Source organism: Marinomonas posidonica IVIA-Po-181 (assembly GCF_000214215.1).
GTDB lineage: Bacteria > Pseudomonadota > Gammaproteobacteria > Pseudomonadales > Marinomonadaceae > Marinomonas > Marinomonas posidonica.
On sequence record NC_015559.1, the window covers coordinates 509,818 to 530,669 of the forward strand.

Sequence of the window (20,852 nt, forward strand, 5' to 3'; positions counted from 1 at the left end):
TTAATTATATTGAATATCGAGGATAACCAATGCACGAAATTGAAAGGCACAGAGTAATCCTGTCAGAAGTAGAATCTCGTCCTATTGTGACGGTGACGCATCTAGCCGATGTGCTAGGGGCATCAGAAGCTACAGTGCGTAGGGACATTGCTTCTCTTGATCAGGAAGGAAGGTTACGACGAGTGCGAGGTGGGGCAGAAGCCATCAACCCACCTTCGGATGTCAGCTTACTAGGGCGGCCATATTCAGTCAGTCAAACAATTAATATGGATGTAAAGCGAAGCATCGCAAAAGCGGCCGTAGAGTTATTGTCGGACAATATGTCAATTATGATCAGTGGTGGTACAACCACAGCGGCTATGTCTGAGTATATGCGTAGTTTGAAGTTGCAGGTGCTGACGAACTCATTTTCGATTGCGGATCAGCTGATAAAAAAGAGTAAGTGCAGCGTGACGGTGCCGAGTGGCAAAATTCATCGGGAACAGAACATCATTTTGAGTCCCTTTCCGAGTGATATTTCCAATCATACCTACGCAGACATTTTGTTTATCGGTGCCTATGGTGTGAATTCTCACGGTGTAATGGAGACAGATCCACAAATCGTACAAGCGGTGATGAAACTGATAAATCGAGCTGATCAGCGGGTGCTTTTGGTCGATAGTTCAAAGTTTCAAAATCGATCAAGTATGGTCATTTGTCCTCTGTCTCAGATAGACATCGTCATTACGGACGATGGTATAGATAACAAGAGTAAAGAAGTGATTCAATCGGCAGGTTGTCGTTTGATCATAGTGGAAAAACAAAAACAATAAACCGCGTCTCATACTTGGCAATATCTGATTGTGTGGTGATGAGCGCGCTCTTGGAGATAATTATGAAAACGAAACTCATCACAGTGTTGCTGGCTTGTGCCACTCTTTTTACCTCTGGTGCGTATGCCGCCGATCAGGTCCGAGTTGCGCTCTTAGTAAAGGCTTTGGGGATTGGCTTTTTTGAAGCGGCCTATCGTGGCGCTGAAGAGGCCAGTAAAGAGCTTGGGGATGTTAAAATTATATACACAGGCCCGACGTCAACTACGGCGGAAGGTCAGATTGAAATCATCAATTCTTTGATCGCTCAACGTGTTGATGCCATTGCCGTGTCAGCGAATGATGCCGATGCTCTGGTGCCTTCCCTAAGAAAAGCCCAACAACGCGGTATTAAAGTCATTTCTTGGGATTCAGGCGTTGGTAAAGCCGGTCGACAAATCCATCTAAACCCTTCTAGTAACAGCTTGATTGGCGAAATGAACATACAACTTGCTGCCGCTGCGATTAAAGTCAAAGGCAAATCGTCTGGTACTTTCGCTATCTTAAGTGCGACACCCACCTCGACCAATCAGAATATCTGGATTGGTGAAATGAAAAAATCCCTTAGCAAATTCCCTAGTCTAACATTGGTTGATACCGTGTATGGCGATGACTTAGCGGATAAGAGTTTCCGTGAAGCAACCGCCTTGATTAAAAATCACCCTGACCTAGACGTCATCGTAGCACCAACCACAGTCGGTATTTTGGCGGCCGCGCAAGCCGTGAGCGACATGGGCTTGACGGGAAAAGTTTATGTCACAGGCTTAGGCTTACCATCTGAATTAGCGGGTCATGTACACAGTGGGGCCATTCACAGTTTTGCAATTTGGAATCCAATTGATCTTGGCTACTCGGCCACTATGCTGGCTTACAACCTGGTGAAAGGTAAAGGAAGCAAAACCGAAGTGCCAATGGGGCGTATGGGAACACTTGAAGTCGACGACAATGGTGACGGTGCGATGGCAAAACCCTTTATCTATGATGCGTCTAACGTTGATCAATTCTCTTCTATCTTTTAGTTAGCATTAAACGCCTTTCCAGTCTCCCTCTTGAAAAGGGATCTGGGAAGACGGTCTTTTTTCTTTGAGTCCACAAGAGAGAGGACTAGGATGAGGTGACAACTCATTCACACTTTTCATCATGAATAACAATAAGAGCAGCCGTTATGAAGGATGCAATTTTTAGTCTGAAAAAGGTGAGCAAGGTCTTTCCTGGTGTCAAAGCACTGGACTGTGTTGACCTTTACCTTTATCCCGGTCAAGTTACGGCGTTGATTGGTGAAAATGGTGCGGGTAAATCGACCCTAGTTAAAACCATGACAGGCATTTATCAGCCCGATGGCGGGGAGATTATCTTTAACGGCCAGCCTGTACAGTTTCATTCTCCTCATGATTCCCATGCTCTGGGCATTACAGCGATCCATCAGGAAACTGTGTTGTTTGATGACCTGACTGTGGCGGAGAATATTTTCCTCGGTAATTACCCCATGAAAAAAAGGGGGCTAACTCGATATCTTTCTATTGATTGGTCGACCATGGTGACGCGATCCCAAGAGATATTGTCGTCCATTAAAGCGGATATGGATCCGAATCAAGTTCTACGAGAACTCAGCATTGGTCAAAAGCACATGGTGGGGATTGCCCGTGCTCTGTCGATTGATGCCAAAGTGGTGATCTTAGATGAACCAACGGCGGCCTTGTCTCACCATGAAATTCAAGAATTGTATGAACTCGTGAATACCCTAAAACAGCAAGGGAAAGCGATACTCTTTATTACTCATAAATTTGATGAAATTTTCGCCCTAGCGGATCGTTACACTGTGTTTCGCGATGGTTGTTACGTGGCTGAAGGGCTCATTGAGGATACCAATGAAGCGTCCTTGGTCGAGATGATGGTGGCGCGAAGTATCGAAGCCACTTATCCGAAAAAAGACGTAGAGATTGGCGAGACATTGCTAGAAGTGAGCCATATGTGCCATGCCACTGAGTTCGACAACATCAGCTTTAGTTTGAAAAAAGGCGAAATTCTTGGCGTTTATGGTTTAGTCGGTTCTGGTCGGACTGAAGTCATGCAAGCCTTGTTTGGTACTACGCAACACGTGACTGGTATGGTCAAAATGAATGGCAAGGAAGTGATCATTCACTCACCTAAAGAGGCAATAGATAACGGTATTGTGTATGTGCCAGAAGAGCGTCAGAAGCAAGGTGTCGTGTTGGAATTACCTATCTATCAGAACATCAGTTTGCCGCAGATGGAAGCGTTAGTAAAACAGGGGCAAATAGATCAAGAAGGTGAGATGCGATTGGCTCGTCAATATTGTGAACGTTTACAAGTGAAAGCCTCTAGCTGGGACGAGAAAGTGATGAATTTATCGGGCGGGAATCAGCAAAAGGTGGTGATTGCCAAATGGCTTGCCACCAACCCTAAAGTCATCATTCTGGATGAACCAACCAAGGGCATTGATATTGGTTCGAAAGCTGCCGTACATGAATTCATGTCCGAGCTGGTGGAAGCTGGCTTGTCGGTGATTATGGTGTCGTCAGAATTGCCAGAAATTCTGGGAATGTCAGATCGTATTTTGGTCATGAATGAAGGCCTAATGGTTGGTGAATTGTCACGGATGAACGCCACACCGGAAAAAGTGGTTTCCCTGGCGACCGGAGGTAGTTTGGCATGTTAAAGCGTTTTATCCATTCTCGCGAAGGCATATTGAGCCTGATTGTATTGGCGATGTTTTTTTGTGTCGGGGCGATTAGTCCAGACTTCATTAGTCTATCGAACAGTATTGGTATTTTTAACGATACGGCCATTTTGATCATGTTGGCGTTAGGTCAAATGCTGGTGATATTGACCCGTTGTATCGACCTTTCCGTCGCGGCCAATGTGGCCTTTACCGGCATGCTGGTGGCCATGGTGAATCAGGCGTTTCCAGACATCAATATGGCCTTGTTGATTTTTTTATCCTTGATCGTTGGCGCTTTTTTAGGGGCCATTAATGGCATGTTTGTTTGGTTATTAAAAGTCCCTTCTATCGTCATTACCCTTGGCACCATGAGTATCTATCGTGGGGCGACGTTTTTGTTGTCGGATGGAGCTTGGGTGAACTCCCACCAAATGAGTGAGTCTTTTATTGGGCTACCTCGTTTTGAGATTTTGTCGATACCGGTACTGGGCTGGACGGCAATCGCCGCGATCATTTTGGCTTTCTGGACGATGACATTCAGTGTTTGGGGACGCAATTTTTATTCTGCGGGTGGCAACCCAATGGCGGCTTTTTATTCTGGGGTGAACGTGGGCAAAGTGCAGTTTTACGGGTTTTTGGTGTCTGGAACCTTGGCCGGTTTGTGCGGCTATTTTTGGGTCTCACGTTTTGCCGTTGCGTATGTGGATGTGGCAAATGGTTTTGAGTTGCAGGTGATTGCGGCTTGCGTAATTGGTGGGGTCAGTATCGTTGGTGGGTTGGGCACAGTCATAGGCTGTGTGATTGGTGCGCTATTTATTGGTGTGGTGAATAACGCCTTGCCGATTATTGGTGTTTCGCCTTTTTGGCAAATGGCCATTTCAGGCACCGTCATCATTATTGCGGTCATTGTGAATGCGTCATCGAATAGAGATAAAGCACGAATCATACTGCGTAAACCGGATCAATCTTCCGGTTCAGTGTCGACACAATCACATTAAAAGAAAGAGATTTTTATGGACACAATAATAAAAAAATCCACTACACCAGATGCCCTTTCAACCAGTAGGTTGCAAGCGTTCTTGCGCTGGGAGAGCTTCTTAATTCTGATTGTCTTTCTAGTTTGTGTGATGAACTCGTATTTATCGCCTTACTTTTTGGACCCATGGAATTTGTCAGATGCGACCTTTAATTTTACCGAAAAAGCGTTAATTGCTTTGCCAATGGCGATGTTGATCATTGCCAAAGAAATCGACATTTCTGTGGCGGCCATCATCTCACTTTCCAGTACCATAATGGGCTTAGTGGCACAAATGGGCGCGCCTGTTTATGGGGTGGTGTTTGTGGGTGTTTTGGTTGGCTCGGCTTGTGGTTTGTTTAATGGGGTTTTGGTGACGCGATTTAAGATCCCGTCTATTGTGGTGACCATAGGTACCATGAGTTTATTTCGAGGCATCAGTTATATCTTACTGGGCGATCAGGTGGTGCGTGACTATCCAGATGGTTTCGAGTTCTTTGGCCAGGGTTACGTTTATTGGGTGTTCTCGTTCGAGCTGGTGTTGTTTGCCTTCTTTGCCTTGCTGTTTTATTGGTTGTTGCATCGCACCATATTTGGCCGTTACACCTACGCGATTGGTAATAACTCGACGGCGTCGTATTACTCAGGCATAAAAGTAGACAAACATCGTTTGATCCTTTTTACCTTGGTGGGCGTGATGTCTGGCATTGCTTCAGTACTGTTAACGTCTCGTTTAGGCAGTACGCGCCCTAGTATCGCAATGGGTTGGGAGCTGAGTATCATCACCATGGTTGTGTTAGGTGGGGTGAGCATTCTCGGCGGAAGCGGCACTATTGGTGGTGTGGTTCTGGCTGTTATTCTAATGGGCTTGGTGACTTTTGGAATGGGCTTATTGAACATTCCAGGCATTGTGATGACGATCATTGTCGGCGTGATGTTGATTGTGGTCGTGAGTTTGCCTGTGCTCATTACTCTGTATAAAAACTCCCTTAAAAGCACACTATAAAAATAAAAAGGCATTCGTGTTATGAGATACGCCTCAGTAATGTATTTACACAAAGGCTGTGAAGCTGAGTATAAACGGCACCACGATACTCTGTGGCCAGAATTAGCGGAACACCTTAAACGCCATGGCATTCATAATTATTATATACATCTGGATGATGCCAATAGCGATCAGAATGGCAGCCGATTGTATGCGACGTTTGACGCGGATGATCTGGATGCTGAAGCTTTGGCGGATCATCCTGTGATGCAGCGTTGGTGGGAATACATGGCGGATATTATGGAAACTAAAACGTCCTCCTTTGAACCCGTTGCTGATGCCTTGCAAGAAGTGTTTCGTTTTAATGTGTTGCAACCAGATAAAACTCGCGTTGTGGCGGTTTTAGACATAGGTAAGACCAACATTAAAATTTGCTTAATGGACGGTCAAACAGGCACTTTATTACAGATTGAAAAGCGTGTTAATGAAGTGCTTGATAAACCGCCGTATCCTCATGTGGATGTGGAATCCATTTGGCAATGGATCAAAAACACCTTGGCTATGTTAGCGCAGCGTTATTTTATTTCCAGCATTGCTATCACTACTCATGGTGCGACCATTGCTTGTATGCAGGGGGATAAACTCGCTTTGCCGATTTTGGATTATGAATACGATGGCGTGGCGGAATATAAAGACGAATACGATGCGCTCCGTCCAGGTTTCAGTGAATCCTTTAGCCCAAGATTGCCGCAAGGCTTGAACCTTGGGGCGCAATTATTTTGGCAGCAAAAGTGCTTTACGGACGCGTTTTCTAAGGTCGATTCGTTGCTTTTGTATCCGCAGTATTGGGGATACAAACTGAGCGGAAACAAAGCGGCTGAGGTGACATCGCTTGGTTGTCATACGGACCTTTGGAATCCGACGAGTTGCCAATTTTCGTCTTTTTGTGAACAGCAAACATGGGCGGACTACTTTCCTGACGTGATGGAGTCTGGGGCGAAACTGGGCACTATTTTGCCAGATCTAGCGAAAGAAATCGGCTTGCCAGCGAGTTGCGTTATTTTCAATGGTATACACGATTCCAACGCGTCCTTAGTGCCTTATATCGGGCAACCTATGGAGAAACTCACCGTGGTGTCGAGTGGAACATGGACGGTCATTGCCACCATTAATGGCAGTTTAGATTCTTTGCAAGAAAGCAAAGACATGCTTGCTAACGTGGATGCTCTAGGTCGCGCTACGCCAACGATTCGTTTCATGGGAGGGCGTGAATGGGAGCTATTGCGCAGTGACAGCAAAGCCGCTTTGAGCGACGTGAGTTTTATCCTTGAACACGGTATTTTGGCACTGCCTGCTTTTTCCAAAGGTGGCGGACCCTTCGCTCATTGTGAAGGTCGCATTATTGACCGTGGTATGGAGCTATCTGCCGCTCAACAATCGGCCTTAGCGGATGTGTACGTGGCCTTGATGACGGATTATTGTTTGAACCTAATGGACACTAGCTATACTGTGATTGTTGAAGGTGCGTTCAGTAACAACATTAATTTTCTAACTTTGCTTGCCTGTATGCGCAGCCAAAATGAAATCTATGCTTCCCGAGATGTTACAGGCACGTCTGGCGGCGCGGCCTTGCTATCCAACAAAAGTTTAAAGCTAAAAGGTCGCCTTAGCCTCGCCTTGTGCGATGCACAAATCAAACCATTGTTGAACTTGTATCGCCAGCAATGGCGAGATCTGGTGGGGGAGTTGTCGCTTTAATGAAAAGCAACAATTTCCCTAAAACTCGGACACGCGGCTTGTGTTATCTAAAACCGAAAGCGCTAAGACTGAAAGCACAAAATTATCTCTTGTCAGTTGATCTATCGAAGTTTTGCTCATCAGTTTCATGTCACGCTCAAGTTCGGCTTTCATTAAGCAAACCTATGAATCGAAACAGGCGTACTTTTGAGTAAGTTTAGCTGGACGTTTTGGGAACTTGGTTTACGGAATAATAACCTCGACACCTTTGAACTCTTTTCTGATGCATGTTTTCAGGGTTTGCTTAGTATGGTCATCACCATGAACTATGTGAATACGCTTTGGTTGGCTGCGCATGCGGCGGATGAAGTTCAACAAATCTTCTTGTCCAGCATGGGCGGAGTAGCCGCTAATCTGTTGTACTTGCGTTTTAATTGCAAAGCGTTCACCGTCTAACATCACATAGCCATCTTCTTTATTGTGGTAAGTTAATATCTCTCGGCCAGGCGTGCCTGCGGCTTGGTAGCCAACAAGCACAATGTCATTACGTTCATCACCGATCAGTGCCTTGATGTAATTCACAATACGGCCACTGGCACACATTCCTGATGCCGCAATAACAATGGCGGGCCGGCTTTGACGTTTAAGATAATCTACTGTTTGCAAGTGAGTTTCGTGATCATCAATGGTGGTAACCTGCTCAAAATCCAGAGGATGACGACCTTCAGCGATGCGACTTTGCGCTTCTTCATCCCAATAGGGTGCTAATGATTGATAAACCTGAGTGAAGCGATTGGCGAGCGGGGAGTCGATAATAATGTCTAGATCTTGCCAGTCGAGTTGGACGCCGGAATCGGTGTGACTGATTGGCTTCTGGCGATTTTTGTGGATGATGGATTCCAATTCGTAGAGTAACTCTTGTGTGCGGCCAATGCTAAAGGCGGGAATCAACACGGTGCCAGAGTCGCTTAAAGCTCTCTCTAGGCTGTGTTGTAATCGATCGATACGGCTTGATCTGTCCTCATGGTTGCGATCGCCATAGGTGCTTTCGATCACCAGTTGGTCAGCCTTATGTGGGGATTTGGGTGCTGGTAATAAAGGCGAATGAGGCGCACCCAGATCGCCAGAAAACACTACGTCATGATAAGGCTTGTTTTGCAATTTGATGGCCTCATTAGACACTCTAAAAGAGGCATAAGCCGAGCCCAGAATATGACCCGCGCGTGAAAGACGAAGTTGGACTTTCGTCTCTGTTTGCATGGGGATTTTCACCCACTCTTGATAATCCAAAGGGACGATTTGCTCGTGGATGCGGTCTAAGCAAGCATTGATAATGCTCTTGTTGCGCGTCACACCGACTTTTAACGCATCCTCGATGACCAAAGGCAATAAAGTTGCGCTGGGTTTAGAACAATAAATTGGTCCAGTAAAACCCGCTGCCAGCAGATAAGGAATCCGACCCACATGATCAACATGAACATGAGTGATGACTAAAGCTTGTACTGCTGAAAGATCAAAATCTATTTCCAGATGATCTGCAGACGCCTCAATATTAAAGGTCTCAGTCCCTTGAAATAAAACACGATCGATCAAAATAGACTGTTGATCATCGACAAACGGCTCATGACAAGAGCCTGTCACCCCGCGTACTGCTCCATGGTGTTATAAGCATCCCTGTACTGCATAAATAGTTTAAAGGACTAAACCAAAGATGGAGGGGAGCCAAGTGGGATATTTTGCAAAAACAGTTTGTTAGCATTAAGTAATTTAGTGATCTATCAATGGAATGTACACATCCATTTGAGATGACCCTGATGAAAGTAGCTGTAGCTGTAGCTGTAGCTGTAAAAGTGATATTCCTCTTTGCATAAATTTACACATTGTTTTAGCATTGTTCATCGTATGAACGTTGTATGTAATTATGTCTTTTTCTCGTGATTTGCTTAACATCCAAATAAGGGGTGCTTTGTGTCAATAGATGAGTATCGCTTAAAAATTTTAAAAGAACTTGAGCAAGATCCAGATATCAGTCAACGAGAGCTTGCTAAGCGTTTAGGTATTAGCTTAGGTAAAACAAACTTTTGCTTAAAAGCCCTAATAGAAAAAGGCTCGATAAAAGTAGACAACTTTAAAAACAGCGCAAACAAAACCAGTTACCTATACCTACTTACCCCAAAAGGGCTAGAAGAAAAAATAATTTTAACGCAACGCTTTTTACAAAGAAAAATTGTCGAATACGAGGCCTTGGAACAAGAAATAGAACAATTGCGCAAAGAAGTAAAAACATAGCTCGTAGGCCCGATGAATCGAGGAATGAATATGTAATCCGGAGTTGAAGGATGAACACATAAACGACACATTATCTGACAATCAGAAAGTTGTAATGATTAAAATATAGTTTGCTAATTGAATTGAAATATTAAATTAAAATGGAAACAAAATAATGAAGAAAAAAGCGCTTATCACCGGCGTAACCGGTCAAGACGGTTCTTACCTAGCCGAATTCTTGTTAGCAAAAGGTTACGAAGTGCATGGTATTAAACGTCGTGCGTCTTCTTTTAACACTCAGCGTGTGGATCACATTTATCAAGATCCGCATGTAGATAATGCGAGCTTTATTCTTCATTACGGCGATTTGACGGACTCTTCTAATTTGACGCGTATTCTGCAAGAAGTGAAGCCTGATGAAGTGTACAACTTAGGTGCTCAGTCTCATGTGGCCGTTTCGTTTGAATCCCCTGAATACACAGCGGATGTGGATGCCATGGGCACACTGCGTTTGTTGGAGGCGATTCGTTTGCTAGGATTAGAAAAGACAACCAAGTTTTATCAAGCGTCGACGTCTGAGCTTTACGGCCTTGTGCAAGAAACCCCACAAAAAGAAACCACGCCATTTTATCCTCGCTCTCCATACGCTGTAGCGAAAATGTATGCTTACTGGATCGTGGTGAACTACCGTGAATCTTATGGCATGTACGCGTGCAACGGTATTTTGTTTAACCATGAATCGCCACGTCGTGGTGAGACCTTTGTGACTCGTAAGATTACTCGTGGTTTGGCGAACATTGCGCAAGGTTTAGAGAAGTGCTTGCACATGGGTAATATGGATGCGCTGCGTGACTGGGGTCATGCGAAAGATTATGTGCGTATGCAGTGGATGATGTTGCAACAAGATCAACCGGAAGACTTTGTTATCGCAACGGGCGTGCAATATTCCGTGCGCCAGTTTATTGAATGGTCTGCAAAAGAGTTGGGTGTGACGTTAACATTCGAAGGTCAAGGCGTGGATGAAAAAGGTATCGTAACGGCTATCGAAGGCGACAAAGCGCCAGCCTTGAAAGTCGGCGATATCGTGGTGCAGATCGACCCACGTTATTTCCGCCCTGCGGAAGTAGAAACCCTATTGGGTGATCCTAGTAAGGCGAAACAGAAGTTAGGTTGGACACCGGAAATCACAGTGCAAGAAATGTGTGCTGAAATGGTGATGGAAGATCTAAAAGTGGCACAACGCCATGCCTTCTTAAAACTGCATGGTCATGATGTCTCGGTGTCGGTAGAGGAAGCGCGTTAATGGCTAAGGTACGTATATTTGTTGCTGGTCACAAGGGGATGGTGGGCAGTGCACTGGTTCGCCAACTGGCTCAAGACCCTAACAATGACGTTATTACCGCCGACCGCACAGAATTGGATTTGACGAGCCAGCAGGTGGTGCAGCGTTTTTTTGCTGAACAATCGATTGATCAGGTGTATTTGGCAGCGGCTAAAGTAGGTGGCATACACGCTAATAACACTTATCCTGCGGATTTTATCTATGAAAATCTAATGATTGAAGCCAACATTATTCATGCAGCACATAAGAATGATGTTCAAAAGCTATTATTTTTGGGTTCATCTTGTATTTATCCAAAGTTAGCGGAGCAGCCGATGAGAGAGGATGCTTTGCTAACGGCGACCTTAGAGCCAACGAACGAGCCGTATGCAATCGCTAAAATAGCGGGTATCAAGCTGTGTGAAAGTTATAACCGTCAATACGGTCGTGATTACCGCAGCGTCATGCCAACAAACCTTTATGGTGAAAACGATAATTTTCATCCAGAAAACAGCCATGTTATTCCGGCACTAATCCGCCGCTTCCATGAAGCAAAAGAAGCCAATGCACCAGTGGTAAAAGCATGGGGAACAGGGATGCCCATGCGTGAGTTTTTGTATGTTGACGATATGGCCGCGGCGTCTATCTTTGTGATGAATTTAGACGATTTAACTTATCAGAAACAAACACAGCCTATGTTGTCACACATTAACGTGGGCAGTGGAGTGGATTGTACGATCAAAGCGCTGACAGAAACCGTCGCAAAAGTGGTAGGTTATCAAGGGCAAATCGAGTGGGACACCAGTAAGCCGGATGGTGCGCCAAGAAAATTAATGGACGTATCACGTTTAGAGAGACTAGGTTGGACAGCGACGATTGGCTTGGAACAAGGTTTAACTAAAAGCTATGCGTGGTTTTTAGAAAATCAAACAGGTTTTAGACACTGATGCTATCGTCTGAAGATTTTAAATTAGTCGTTCAATCAGCACCGTTATTTTCAATAGATTTAATTGTATTGAACCAAAAAAAACAAATTTTGCTGGGGAAGCGTAAAAATGCTCCAGCCAAAGACTATTGGTTTGTACCTGGTGGTCGAGTGTTTAAAAATGAATCTCTGTCTGATGCATTTACGCGTATATCTAATAGTGAGTTAGGGCAGCCCTTTAATTATCGATCCGCCACTTTGCTCGGGTTATACGATCACTTTTACAATGACAGTGTTTTTAGTGAAAACATATCAACACATTATATTAATGCGTCTCACTTGATCAGAATATATTTGGATTCACTTTTATCTTTGCCAAGTGATCAACATCAAGATTACCGCTGGGCAGATATTGATACACTTAATCAAGATGACACAGTTCATAGCTACAGCAAGGTGTTTCTTAATAGACTATCCATTGCTTAGCTCAAGCTTGATTCATAATGAATGGTAACGAAATGTTAGTTAACACAACAGAAAGTAAGCAATTTGACGTGCAAGATGATCAATCGATACTAGACGCGGCATTGAAATCCGGTTTGGTGCTTGAGTATAGTTGCAAAAATGGTCAATGTGGTGTGTGTAAAGCCACCTTACTAAAAGGTGATGTTGTCGAGTTGCAAGCTCAACTGGCGCTGTCGGATCGAGAGAGAAACGACAAGAAGATTTTAACCTGTTGTTGTGCTGCTGTGACAGACATTGAGATAGACGCAGTTGATTTGAGCGCTTTGCACGGTATTGAAATCAAAACTTTACCAGCGCGTGTGAGTCAAGTTGCTTATCTTAGTGATAACATCGTGGAGGTTAAACTTCGCCTGCCACCTACTGCGAATTTTCAATTTATCGAAGGTCAGTATTTGGATGTTATTTGGAACTCTATTCGTCGCAGCTACTCCATTGCGAGCATAAGCTCAGAAAAAGAAATTACCTTGCTGATTAAACGTTTTGAAAATGGTCAGATGAGTGACTATTGGTTTAATAAAATACTAGCCAATGACTTATTAAGAATAGAAGGGCCAAAAGGCACTTTCTTTTTACGTGATGCTGATACCCCCTTGATTTTTTTGGCGACAGGTACTGGTATTGCGCCGATCAAATCGATATTACATCGTCTTGAGCATGATCCTGATTATCAGCAGATGCACCCTATTGCTGTGTACTGGGGGAGTCGATACTCTGAAGAGTTTGTCTGGCAAGCAAATTTCCATAAGTTAAAAGTGGATTTTTATCATGTGTTGTCAAAGCCTGTGGCCGATTGGGCCGGTGAAACAGGCTATGTGCAAGACAACGCGATAACCAATCAAGCCGATTTTAGTGCATCTGCGGTATACGCTTGTGGTTCAAATGCTATGATTCAGTCAGCGAAGCAAAAGTTCTTAGCCTCTGGATTGCCTGAAAATAGGTTTCATTCTGATGCCTTTGTGCAAAGTTTTTAATTAATAGGATATTTACTATGAAAGTAGTGATTTTGGCTGGTGGGTTAGGCACACGTCTTAGCGAAGAAACCAGTGCTCGCCCAAAACCTATGGTTGAGGTTGGCGGTAAGCCTATTCTTTGGCATATTATGAAGATGTACTCTGCGCACGGCATTAATGATTTTGTTATATGTTGTGGTTACAAGGGTTATGTGATTAAAGAGTATTTTGCTAACTATTTTCTTCATATGTCGGATGTCACTTTTAATATGAAAGACAACCGTATGGAAGTGCACGAAAAACGCGCTGAGCCATGGACAGTAACGCTTGTGGATACGGGCGATGAGTCGATGACGGGGGGGCGTTTAGGGCGAGTGGCCGAGTATGTAAAAGACGAAGATGATTTTTGTTTTACTTATGGTGATGGGGTCGGGGATATCGATATATCAGCATCTATCGCTTTTCATAGACAGCATGGTAAACAGGCGACATTAACGGCGACTTACCCACCTGGTCGCTTTGGTGCGTTGGATATTAAACAGGGCCAAGTAAAAAACTTTAAAGAAAAACCCAAAGGTGATGGCGCTATGATTAATGGTGGTTTCTTTGTGTTGTCTCCTGCCGTATTGTCTCGGATTACGAGTGATGACTGTATTTGGGAGCAAGAGCCTTTGATTGGATTGGCTCAAGATGGTCAATTGATGGCGTTTGAACACAAAGGTTTTTGGCAACCAATGGATACGCTACGCGATAAAGTACATCTTGAAGAATTATGGCAGTCTGGTAAGGCGCCTTGGAAAAGTTGGGAATAGCCATGGTAAATTCAGCATTTTGGCAAGGTAAAAGAGTTTACCTTACTGGGCATACGGGATTTAAAGGTAGTTGGTTATCACTGTGGTTGGCCAATATGGGGGCGGTGGTAAAAGGTTACGCTTTGGCGCCGCCAACGCAGCCAAGCTTGTTTGAAGTGGCGAATGTAGCCGATAAGATTGAATCAGAAATCGGTGATATTCGAGATCTTGCGCAAATTTCTGCGAGCATGGAGAGTTTCAACCCTGACATTGTTATTCATATGGCTGCGCAGCCTCTTGTGAGATTATCTTATCATGAGCCGCTTGAGACTTATGACGTGAACGTCATGGGTACTGCTAAGGTATTGGAATCAGCAAGATCATGTCGCAATATAAAAGCCATTGTCAGTGTGACAACCGATAAATGCTATGAGAATAAAGAGTGGGTATGGGGTTATCGTGAAGACGAAGCCATGGGCGGTTATGATCCATACAGTAGTTCAAAAGGCTGTGCGGAGCTTGTTACATCGGCTTACCGACGTTCTTTTATGCAAGAAACAGGCGTTGGGTTAGCATCTGCTCGCGCGGGTAATGTGATTGGTGGTGGGGATTGGGCGGCCGATCGTCTCATTCCAGATATACTAAGAGCTTTTGAAGAAGAAACTCCCGTGACTGTGCGTAACCCTGCCGCTACTCGTCCTTGGCAGCATGTTTTAGAACCGCTGGCAGGTTATTTAGTGTTAGCAGAACATCTCTATAACCAGCCTGCCGCATACGCCGAAGGATGGAATTTTGGTCCAGTAGAAAATGATGCCAAACCTGTAGATTGGATCCTCAATCAGATGGTATCAAAATGGCCTAATGCTTCGTGGCAATTGGATAACAACGCACATCCCCATGAAGCAGGTTACCTTAAACTGGATATTTCCAAAGCCAAAGCCAGATTACATTGGCAGCCAACATGGCACTTGGAACAAACCTTAAGCAAAATTATCACATGGCATAAAGCTTGGTTGAATGATGAAGACATGCAGCAAGCTTGCTTGAACGAAATAAACGATTATGTGAGAGATATGCACAATGCAAACCACTGAAACATTACGTACTGAAATCGCCGTATTGGTTGAGCAATATGCCAAGTTACAATACCAAGAGAAAATGTTTGTCGCTGGCGAAACGGTGATACCGCCCTCTGGCAAGGTGATAGGAGCAACAGAATTACAGTACATGGTTGAAGCGTCTTTAGATGGCTGGCTCACTACAGGGCGTTTTAATGAACAGTTTGAAAGAGAGCTGGCTGAGTTTATTGGTATTAAGCATCTTATCACCGTCAATTCTGGTTCTTCTGCGAACCTTGTGGCCTTTAGTACATTGACGTCTCCTAAACTTGGTGAACGTGCTATCAAAAAAGGGGATGAAGTAATTGGTGTGGCGGCTGGTTTCCCAACCACAGTTAATCCAATTGTACAGTTTGGTGCTGTCCCAGTATTTGTTGATGTTGATCTAACGACTCACAATATCAATGCCGATTTGATCGAAGCTGCGATCACACCTAAAACAAAAGCCATCATGCTTGCCCATACACTAGGTAATCCTTTTAATCTTGGTAAAGTTAAAGCCTTGTGTGAAAAGTACAACCTTTGGTTAGTGGAAGATTGCTGTGATGCATTGGGTGCAACATTTGAAGGAAAAATGGTTGGGACATGGGGTGATATTGCCACACTGAGTTTCTATCCTGCTCATCATATGACTATGGGTGAAGGCGGTGCGGTTTTTACCAACAACAGCCAACTCATTTCCATTGCTGAGTCGTTCCGAGATTGGGGGCGCGACTGTTACTGTAAACCTGGTTGTGACAACACTTGTGGTACGCGTTTCAACATGCAGTTAGGCTCCTTGCCACAAGGTTATGATCACAAATATACATATTCTCACCTAGGCTACAACCTGAAAATCACGGACATGCAAGCCGCGTGTGGTTTGGCGCAGTTGAAACGTCTGCCTGAATTTATTGAGAAGCGTAATGCGAATTTTGATTACTTAAAAGGTCGTCTTGCAACCGTAACAGACTTTATCGAACTGACGGAGCCTACTGAAAACTCAACTCCTTCTTGGTTTGGTTTTCCGATTACCCTTAAAACGACAGCAGGTGTTAATAGAGTTGATCTCACCAAATATCTAGATCAATGCAAAATTGGAACACGATTGCTATTTGCAGGAAGCCTCGTTCGTCAGCCTTACTTTGAAGGTGTAGATTATAGAATCGAGGGGGAATTAACCAACACTGATATCACAATGAATCAAACACTTTGGCTAGGTATCTATCCGGGGCTTGGTAAAGAGCATCTGGATTATATCGCAGAAAAAATAGAAGAATTTTTTGGTGTGAATTTCTAATGGCGAAGCCGACCATTTTAATAACGGGGGCAAATGGCTTTTTAGGAAGCCATTTGCTTGAGGCATTGCTCGGTCAGAAATATAAAGTAGTTGTATTAAAAAGATCTACATCGGATCTATGGCGTATTACACATTTGATGGACCAAGTGGTTAGTTACGATGTGGATTTAGTTCCAGTTAAAAATGTATTTGAGGCTGTTAAAATTGATATTATTGTGCATTTAGCCACTTTATATAAAAAAGTTGATGATTCCTCAAGTATTGAAGATATGATTGACGTAAATGTATCTTTTCCGTCCCAGCTTCTAGAGATAGGGGTCGCCAACGGTGTAAAAGCATTTGTTAATACAGGGACCTTTTTTGAGTACGATTGCAGTTACCTGCCAGTAGATGAAAGTGCTAAGCTTAAAGCATTTAATTATTATGCAAAAACAAAAATTGCTTTTGAATCAGTTTTGAAAACATATTCAGAGCAGATTTTAATAAATACATTTAAGCTTTTTTCTCCATTTGGTGAAAAAGATAACCCAAAATTGATTCCTCTCATTATACAGAAGGGGTTAAATGCTGAGCCGTTTAGTCTTAGTGAGGGATTACAGAAAATTGATTTGATTTACGTAAAAGATATAGTTGATGCATATATGAAATCAATTGATAGAATGGTTGATTTATCTTTTAAACCTGAATTTGAAATATATAATTTAGGTTCCGGTCACCCTTTGAGTATTCGAGATATTGTGTCGATTATTGAGGAAGAACTGGGTAGGCGTATAAATGTTAATTGGGGTGCCCGTGCCGATAATGAAAATTTGGTTTCCTATGCAGATGTTTCAAAAGCAAAAAAGCTTTTAAGTTGGGATCTTAATTACGGTGTGAGAACTGGTATTAAAAAAACGATTGAGTATTTCAAGATTAAAAATATATGAATATTATTGAAACAGAGCTAGAAGGTGTCTTTGAAATTAAAAACAAAAAGTTTGAGGATCAAAGAGGCGTTTTTATTAAAACATTTCACGAAGGTGTATTTAAAGAATATGGTCTTGAAGCCGATTTTAAAGAAAGTTTTTTTTCAATATCAAAAAAAGATGTTCTAAGGGGGATGCATTTTCAAATGCCACCGCATGATCATGAAAAGCTAGTTTATGTTACTTGTGGTGAAATATTAGATGTTGCTGTAGATATTAGAGAAGATTCACTTACATACGGTCAATATTTCTCGACGATATTGTCACAAGAAAATGCAAAATCTTTGTATATAGGTAAAGGCTATGCGCATGGATTCTTAACATTATCCGAAAATGCGACTGTTGTGTATTTAACATCAACAGTACATTCCCCTGAAAATGATACGGGGATACATTGGGATAGTTTTGGATTTGATTGGCATGTAAAGAAGCCTATAGTTTCAGAGAGAGATGCATCTTTCCAGAAAATATCATATGCAAAAATAGGCAGTTAGAGTGAGAAAAATATCAAATGTAACCCTGGTTTCTGTTGCAACTACAGAAGTTGAGGCAACAGTGAAGGCCATTGAATATAGTATAAAAGAACTATGTTTCGAGCGCGTTTTATTATTATCACATTATGACCCAAACCCAGGAAGTAATGTTTATGAACATGTGAAAATAAAGCCTTTTAACAATGTTGCTGAATGGGGGCGCTTTGTTGTTTTTGATTTGTATAAATATATAGATACAGATTACATTATACTAATTCATGCTGACGGATTTATAGTAAATCCAAGTGCATGGTGTGATGATTTTCTTGAATATGATTATATTGGTGCTCCATGGCCGTTACCAAAAGATAAATTTTCCTATCGAGATTATTATGGCAATATCATTAGGTGTGGCAATTCTGTTTCTCTTAGGAGTAAAAAAATGTTAAGCCTTCCTAGCGAGCTAAAATTAGATTGGGAGAGTGCAGAAGATGTTTTGTTTCATGAGGATGGTTTCTTGTGTGTAAAGAATAGACATATATTACAGTCTAACGGAGTAGAATTTGCTCCATTATCATTGGCTGTCTACTTTTCTAGGGAAAAAACTCTACCTGAAAATAAAAACATTGAACCGTTTCTGTTTCATCAATGGTCTGGAAAAAATAGTAAGTATCCATGCTTTGGCGGGAAGAAGAGTATTTTCTATAAACTAAATCGTTATCTAAAATAGGATATATAGAGAATATGCCCAAAATCATAGATTCTTTCTTGTTTTTTCAAGAATTAGATTTGCTTGAAATAAGACTTTCATATCTTTATGAATATGTTGATGCATTTTTAATTGTTGAAGCCTGTCAAACATTTACAGGAAAGCCAAAAGAGTTTGTGTTTGAAAAAAATAAGAAACGTTTTGAAAAATATTCATCAAAAATAATTTACTACAAAATAGAGGACTCTCATGATAATTATGCATCTATTGTTGAGTTTTTAACTAATAAAAATACTGATTCATCTTTGAGGGTTCTTTCAATACTTGAATCTCATCAGCATTATTCAAAAGATCAGATTCATTGGGTTTTAGATAGCTATCATAGAGAATGCCTCCATATTCCAATGGCAGACTTTGATGATGATGACATAATATTGGTTTCTGACTTAGATGAAATACCATCTATTAGCACTTTTTCGGATAGTCAAAAAGAAAAAGAAAAAATAAAACCGTATGTATATCAACAACATGAGTTTCGTTATTTTCTTGACTATTATAAAGCCACCGACTGGCTTGGTACGATCAGTTCACGATATTCTTTGATCAAAAATACATCATTCAATTTACTCAGAATGGACTCAAAAATAATAAGAAATTTAGTGTCAAAAGATAGTGTAAAAAACGCTGGTTATCATTTCACTTCTTGTGGCGGGATCGAAATGATCAAGGAAAAAATACAAAGTTGGGGGCATCAGGAGTTTAATAACCCCTTGATTTTGTCTAACCTTGAAAAAAATATTAATGAAGGAAGAGATATTTTTATGAGGGATAGTGGGACAAACCTTACTAGAGTTGCCTTAAATGACAAACATTTTTTTGATAGTGAAATTTCCATCATATTAGAAAGATATCAAGACTTAATATCTGTTCGAGATATAAATATTCAAACTGACAGCTATTTAAAGAGAATAACCCAAAAAACCACGTTAAACCTTTTTAAACTTATTTATAAAATCAAAATTTTACTAAAGAAGATAGTATGACAGTCAAAAACTTACAAATATTTTGGGTAATAAGTAATTTTAAACAAGATCCAACTGATATTATTGATGTTATTAAGCCGACTGGCGAATATGTCATATTTGATCAAGGTGATGGTGTTTTGGTTCCAGAAAAAGTTATTGGTAGTGGTTTTTATTCTCAATCAAAGCGCTGACAGAAACCGTCGCAAAAGTGGTAGGTTATCAAGGGCAAATCGAGTGGGACACCAGTAAGCCGGAAGGTGCGCCAAGAAAATTAATGGATATTTCTCGTCTTAATCTTCTTGGATGGCATGCGAAAGTGCCTTTAGAAGAAGGCTTATTCATGGCGTATCAGTGGTTTTTAAAAAATCAAGATGATTTTAGAAAATGACTTTATGTAGTCGATTTTGGTTTGTAAGTTAACAATTTGCTACTCGACTTTTAAACTTAAAAGTTATTTTTGAGAAATTTATTAATAATAATCGGAATTTCAAATGAGTTTTTTTAAAGTAAAGTATATAGCAACTCTAATTAAAAGGTATTTTTATGAAACTCAATATAGATGATATATTCTGGGTGATTACCAACTACAATACTAATCCCGAAGAGTTGATAGAAAATATAGGTGAGTCATATTGCATATATGATAAAGGCATACGCGGAGTTCCTGATTATCTACAGGCTAAAGGGAAATATAAAAAGACTAATAATACGGGTCATAATATAAGTGATTATTTAGATTATATAATTGAAAATTATCATTCTCTCCCCAACAGAGTAGGGTTTGTAAAAGGCAATATATTTCCTAGACACATATCGAAAGAAAATTTTTTTATAAGAATTAAGGAAGAGGGGTTTGTTCCCTTGTATCATGAGGAAAAGACTTTCCGCCCACAATTTCACCGTTTTTTTCGTTGGATTTTTGTTTCTCAACATATTGCCCCAGGCTACTATATGGAGTTAGCAAATAACTGGTATTGCAGGAAGTATAAAAGAGGGAGTTTTTTTCCTAATCTTGAAGGATTTATGGAGTATTTTTTGGGGATGAGAAAACCAAAATATATTACTTTCGTTCCTGGAGCTTGTATGATTGTGACTAAAGAAAATATATTAAGATGGCCAATTGAATTTTATAAAGAATTATATAGAGTTGTTACCTATGATTTTTTTCCAGTTGAAGCGTATCATGCTGAACGATGTATGTTGTATATATTTAATTACCCAAAAGAATAATTTAA

Annotated in this window: 22 protein-coding genes; 21 read left to right on the forward strand and 1 reads right to left on the reverse strand. The window is 41.6% G+C overall.

Annotated features, from left to right (window positions below):
• The first annotated feature begins 29 nt into the window (after positions 1-29).
• From MAR181_RS02300 to MAR181_RS02325, 6 genes are all read left to right on the forward strand, one after another.
• Positions 30-812, forward strand: coding sequence for a DeoR/GlpR family DNA-binding transcription regulator (locus MAR181_RS02300; protein ID WP_013795004.1), 783 nt, complete (start codon positions 30-32; stop codon positions 810-812).
• Between the two features lie 62 nt (positions 813-874).
• Positions 875-1,867, forward strand: a complete 993-nt coding sequence (rhaS, locus tag MAR181_RS02305; protein WP_013795005.1) for a rhamnose ABC transporter substrate-binding protein — start codon at positions 875-877, stop codon at positions 1,865-1,867.
• Positions 1,868-2,013: 146 nt separating this feature from the next.
• Positions 2,014-3,528, forward strand: a complete 1,515-nt coding sequence (locus MAR181_RS02310) for a sugar ABC transporter ATP-binding protein (protein WP_013795006.1) — start codon at positions 2,014-2,016, stop codon at positions 3,526-3,528.
• On the forward strand, positions 3,522-4,529 hold the full coding sequence (locus tag MAR181_RS02315) for an ABC transporter permease (protein ID WP_013795007.1): 1,008 nt from the start codon (positions 3,522-3,524) through the stop codon (positions 4,527-4,529). Before MAR181_RS02310 ends, MAR181_RS02315 begins: the two co-directional genes overlap by 7 nt.
• A 15-nt stretch (positions 4,530-4,544) precedes the next feature.
• Positions 4,545-5,552, forward strand: a complete 1,008-nt coding sequence (locus tag MAR181_RS02320; protein ID WP_013795008.1) for an ABC transporter permease — start codon at positions 4,545-4,547, stop codon at positions 5,550-5,552.
• Positions 5,553-5,573: 21 nt separating this feature from the next.
• Positions 5,574-7,289 carry an L-rhamnose mutarotase gene (locus MAR181_RS02325; protein WP_013795009.1) on the forward strand — a complete coding sequence of 572 codons (1,716 nt, stop codon included), beginning with the start codon at positions 5,574-5,576 and terminating at the stop codon, positions 7,287-7,289.
• Between the two features lie 222 nt (positions 7,290-7,511).
• On the opposite strand, the gene MAR181_RS02330 is transcribed toward MAR181_RS02325, so the two are convergent.
• Positions 7,512-8,909, reverse strand: a complete 1,398-nt coding sequence (locus MAR181_RS02330) for an MBL fold metallo-hydrolase RNA specificity domain-containing protein (RefSeq protein ID WP_013795010.1) — start codon at positions 8,907-8,909, stop codon at positions 7,512-7,514.
• A gap of 327 nt (positions 8,910-9,236) precedes the next feature.
• Here MAR181_RS02330 and MAR181_RS02335 point away from each other — a divergent pair, with 327 nt between their 5' ends.
• The 15 genes from MAR181_RS02335 to MAR181_RS02400 all read left to right on the forward strand — a co-directional run bounded on the left by MAR181_RS02335 (position 9,237) and on the right by MAR181_RS02400 (position 20,847).
• Complete coding sequence (locus tag MAR181_RS02335) at positions 9,237-9,557, forward strand: MarR family EPS-associated transcriptional regulator (RefSeq protein ID WP_013795011.1); 321 nt, start codon at positions 9,237-9,239, stop codon at positions 9,555-9,557.
• A gap of 154 nt (positions 9,558-9,711) precedes the next feature.
• Entirely contained in the window at positions 9,712-10,839 is a 1,128-nt protein-coding gene (gene gmd, locus MAR181_RS02340) for a GDP-mannose 4,6-dehydratase (RefSeq protein WP_013795012.1), read from the forward strand.
• On the forward strand, positions 10,839-11,804 hold the full coding sequence (gene fcl, locus MAR181_RS02345; RefSeq protein ID WP_013795013.1) for a GDP-L-fucose synthase: 966 nt from the start codon (positions 10,839-10,841) through the stop codon (positions 11,802-11,804). Before gmd ends, fcl begins: the two co-directional genes overlap by 1 nt.
• On the forward strand, positions 11,804-12,268 hold the full coding sequence (locus MAR181_RS02350; protein WP_013795014.1) for a GDP-mannose mannosyl hydrolase: 465 nt from the start codon (positions 11,804-11,806) through the stop codon (positions 12,266-12,268). The genes fcl and MAR181_RS02350 overlap by 1 nt, the downstream gene beginning before the upstream one ends.
• A 32-nt stretch (positions 12,269-12,300) precedes the next feature.
• Positions 12,301-13,278: a 2Fe-2S iron-sulfur cluster-binding protein gene (locus MAR181_RS02355; RefSeq protein WP_041651546.1), complete on the forward strand. Its 978-nt coding sequence runs from the start codon at positions 12,301-12,303 to the stop codon at positions 13,276-13,278.
• Between the two features lie 17 nt (positions 13,279-13,295).
• Positions 13,296-14,069 carry a glucose-1-phosphate cytidylyltransferase gene (gene rfbF / locus MAR181_RS02360; protein WP_013795016.1) on the forward strand — a complete coding sequence of 258 codons (774 nt, stop codon included), beginning with the start codon at positions 13,296-13,298 and terminating at the stop codon, positions 14,067-14,069.
• A 2-nt stretch (positions 14,070-14,071) separates the two neighbouring features.
• Positions 14,072-15,142, forward strand: a complete 1,071-nt coding sequence (gene rfbG / locus MAR181_RS02365) for a CDP-glucose 4,6-dehydratase (RefSeq protein ID WP_013795017.1) — start codon at positions 14,072-14,074, stop codon at positions 15,140-15,142.
• Positions 15,129-16,445, forward strand: coding sequence for a lipopolysaccharide biosynthesis protein RfbH (gene rfbH, locus MAR181_RS02370; RefSeq protein ID WP_013795018.1), 1,317 nt, complete (start codon positions 15,129-15,131; stop codon positions 16,443-16,445). The genes rfbG and rfbH overlap by 14 nt, the downstream gene beginning before the upstream one ends.
• Positions 16,445-17,371, forward strand: coding sequence for an NAD-dependent epimerase/dehydratase family protein (locus MAR181_RS02375; RefSeq protein ID WP_013795019.1), 927 nt, complete (start codon positions 16,445-16,447; stop codon positions 17,369-17,371). The genes rfbH and MAR181_RS02375 overlap by 1 nt, the downstream gene beginning before the upstream one ends.
• Positions 17,368-17,904, forward strand: a complete 537-nt coding sequence (gene rfbC, locus MAR181_RS02380) for a dTDP-4-dehydrorhamnose 3,5-epimerase (protein WP_013795020.1) — start codon at positions 17,368-17,370, stop codon at positions 17,902-17,904. Before MAR181_RS02375 ends, rfbC begins: the two co-directional genes overlap by 4 nt.
• A gap of 1 nt (position 17,905) precedes the next feature.
• A complete protein-coding gene (locus MAR181_RS02385) occupies positions 17,906-18,613 on the forward strand; it encodes a DUF5672 family protein (protein WP_013795021.1) in 708 nt (235 codons plus the stop codon).
• A gap of 14 nt (positions 18,614-18,627) precedes the next feature.
• The gene (locus MAR181_RS02390; RefSeq protein WP_013795022.1) at positions 18,628-19,635 is read left to right on the forward strand and encodes a glycosyltransferase family 17 protein; all 1,008 of its coding nucleotides are present in this window, start codon (positions 18,628-18,630) and stop codon (positions 19,633-19,635) included.
• Positions 19,632-19,808, forward strand: coding sequence for a hypothetical protein (locus MAR181_RS18530; protein WP_013795023.1), 177 nt, complete (start codon positions 19,632-19,634; stop codon positions 19,806-19,808). The genes MAR181_RS02390 and MAR181_RS18530 overlap by 4 nt, the downstream gene beginning before the upstream one ends.
• A 17-nt stretch (positions 19,809-19,825) precedes the next feature.
• Positions 19,826-20,005 (forward strand): GDP-L-fucose synthase, encoded by a 180-nt coding sequence (locus MAR181_RS02395; RefSeq protein ID WP_041651116.1) that lies wholly within the window; start codon positions 19,826-19,828, stop codon positions 20,003-20,005.
• Between the two features lie 155 nt (positions 20,006-20,160).
• Positions 20,161-20,847, forward strand: a complete 687-nt coding sequence (locus MAR181_RS02400; protein WP_013795024.1) for a DUF3431 domain-containing protein — start codon at positions 20,161-20,163, stop codon at positions 20,845-20,847.
• The last annotated feature ends 5 nt before the right edge of the window (positions 20,848-20,852 follow it).